The 2,457-nt window shown below is 63.1% G+C and carries 2 protein-coding genes and 1 pseudogene; 1 reads left to right on the top strand and 2 read right to left on the bottom strand.

What is annotated here, in order from left to right:
* Positions 1 to 561 (bottom strand): transporter substrate-binding domain-containing protein (locus tag ENZ75_RS28585; protein WP_128278501.1); only part of this gene is annotated, 561 nt, incomplete at its 3' end.
* A gap of 322 nt (positions 562 to 883) precedes the next feature.
* Between ENZ75_RS28585 and ENZ75_RS28580 the strand changes: the two genes are divergently transcribed.
* Positions 884 to 1,747 carry an RNA polymerase factor sigma-32 gene (locus tag ENZ75_RS28580; RefSeq protein ID WP_013529172.1) on the top strand — a complete coding sequence of 288 codons (864 nt, stop codon included), beginning with the start codon at positions 884 to 886 and terminating at the stop codon, positions 1,745 to 1,747.
* A gap of 24 nt (positions 1,748 to 1,771) precedes the next feature.
* On the opposite strand, the pseudogene ENZ75_RS28575 reads toward ENZ75_RS28580, so the two are convergent.
* Positions 1,772 to 2,457, bottom strand: a pseudogene (locus ENZ75_RS28575) (metalloprotease); the annotation flags it as partial.

Below are 2,457 nucleotides of genomic sequence, written 5' to 3'. Positions count from 1 at the left end.
GTCATTGATCGTGGCGTCGGCACGGCCTGTCAGAAGCAGCTGGATCGATTGGTCGAAGCCATCGGTGCCGACCAGCTCGGCGCCGTTCGTTTCGGCCAGCTTGCCGAAATTCGAGGTCAGCGACTGCGCCGACTTCTTGCCCTTGAGATCGGCAAAGGTCTTGATGTCTGTGTTGTCGCCGCGCACGATCAGCACCGCCTTGGAGGCGATGTAAGGATCGGAGAAGTCGTACTTGGCCTTGCGGGCATCGGTGATGCCGACCTCGTTGATGACGGCGTCATAGCGATTGGCGTCGAGGCCGGCGATCAGCCCGTCCCACTTGCCTTCGAGGAATTCGACCTTGACGCCGAGCTTGTCGGCGATCGCCTTGGCGATTTCGACGTCGAAGCCGACCAGTGCGCCCGAAGTGTCATGATAGGTGAATGGCGCATAAGTGCCTTCCGTGCCGACCTTGATGACCCCGGCCTGCTTGATCTGGTCGAGATTGGCGCCGGCATGGCCTGCGGTGACAGCCAAGGCCTGCAGCGTTCCGGCGATGATGAGCGACTTGAGCCATTTCATTTTTCTGTGATCCCGTCCTTGGCCGGCCGACCGGCATATTGTGAGCGCTGGAAACTGACAGATGCAAGTCGAAAAAATAAGGAACAGAATTCCAAAAACAATCAGTTTCTGAAATCAGATACTCAAACTGGCGCTTTCCAGCCGACATCACGGCTATCGCGGGTAGTCCCCGGAGTCCGCCAGGCAACACATACCCGCAGCCACGGTCGCGGAACCTTTCCCGCGCATGGCAGTTCTGGCTGTTCTAGGGCACGACGCCGCCATTTCAACCCAGGCGCCAGCCAAGTTTGCAAAGTCATCCGCACCACCCAGGGAGCGCCTCATGATGGAAGACACGGCAGGACGGATCATGGTCCGCGCGGCGATGAAGGCTCCCTACCTCGAGCGTGACGAAGAGCATCGGCTTGCATTGCTCTGGAAAGAGGACAACGACCAGAACGCGCTGCACAGCATCACCGTCGCGCATATGCGGCTGGTCATTTCCATGGCCTCCAAATTCCGCCATTACGGCCTGCCGCTCGGCGACCTGGTCCAGGAGGGTCATGTCGGACTGCTCGAGGCCGCCGCCCGCTTCGAGCCGGAGCGCGAGGTGCGGTTCTCGACCTATGCGACATGGTGGATCCGGGCCTCGATGCAGGACTATATCCTGCGCAACTGGTCGATCGTGCGTGGCGGCACCAGCTCGGCGCAGAAGGCGCTGTTCTTCAACCTGCGACGCCTGCGCGCGCGGCTGGCGAATGGCGCCGAGCCACTGTCAAACGCAACGCTCTATCGCGAAGTATCGGAAGCACTCGGCGTCTCCGAAGCCGACGTGGCGATGATGGATTCGCGGCTGTCGGCTCCCGACTCCTCACTCAACATGCCGGTTGCCGACGATGCGGGTTCGACCGAGCGCATGGAATTCCTGGTCTCGGACGATCCGCTGCCCGACGAGATCGTCGGCGACAAGATCGATGTCGCGCGCCGCTCGCTCTGGCTGAGGGAGGCGCTTCGCGCGCTCAACGCACGGGAGTTGAGGATCATCGAGGAACGCCGGCTTAACGACGAGGGCGCGACGCTGGAAGCGCTCGGCGAAACCCTCGGCATCTCCAAGGAACGCGTCCGCCAGATCGAGGCCCGCGCCATGGAAAAGCTGAAGGTCGCGTTGGTGAAGCAGAATCCGGAGTTCATGGCGACTGCCGCCTGAACGGCGGCAGGCGTCCGCAGGTGCCTACTTGTCCGTGACGATCTTGACCTTGTCGCCGGCCGAAACCGCGGCACCAGGCGACAGCGCGTTGAGGACGCGGAACAGGTCGAGCTTACGGTCGACGCCGACCATCTGCGCCGAAAGCGAACCCATCGTCTGCCCAGGCTGGACAGTGACGACGCGGATGCGCAGCGGCTTCAGCGCCGCCTTTTCGGCGGCACTCAAGATCCGGAACGAGCCGCTGACCGAGCGGGCGATTGTGTCCAGCGACGTGCTGGCCGAAGGGGCCGCGGTCAGCAGCCGGTAGACCTGGCCGCCGGCGCGGATCACCGCAATGTCGAACTGCCAGCCTTCGGCGCCGGCATGCGCGGTCGCTGCCTCGTTGCCGTTGATGGTTTCCTGCCTGACGCTGCTGTCGACGAGACCAGCCACCCAGCCGCTGCGGATATAGTCCGTCAGCGCCCGGTTCTTGTCGATCGACACGCCATCGAAACGGATCGCTATGTCGCCGGGGCCGGTGGCCGTCACCGCTGCCGCCGAATTGTCGATGATGAAGCCGTCCGGTACCGTGAACGAAACGCCAAGGCCCGGATGCAGGAAGGTTTCGCCGCGTACATAGCCTTCTTCCGGCGTGTCGCCATAGAGCAGGCCGTCTATGCCGGCGAGGAAGGAATCGCGGTCGCGCGTGCCGACGCCCGGCGCGCCGAACT

It is taken from the genome of Mesorhizobium sp. M7A.F.Ca.CA.002.04.1.1 (assembly GCF_004022805.1).
GTDB classification, from domain to species: Bacteria; Pseudomonadota; Alphaproteobacteria; order Rhizobiales; family Rhizobiaceae; genus Mesorhizobium; species Mesorhizobium ciceri.
The sequence above is the reverse complement of the archived record's forward strand: the minus strand, read 5'-3'. Positions and strand labels throughout refer to the sequence as shown.

Coding starts and splice junctions, on each gene's coding strand:
- ENZ75_RS28580 (WP_013529172.1), top strand. CDS start 884: ATGATGGAAGACACGGCAGGACGGATCATGGTCCGCGCGGCGATGAAG.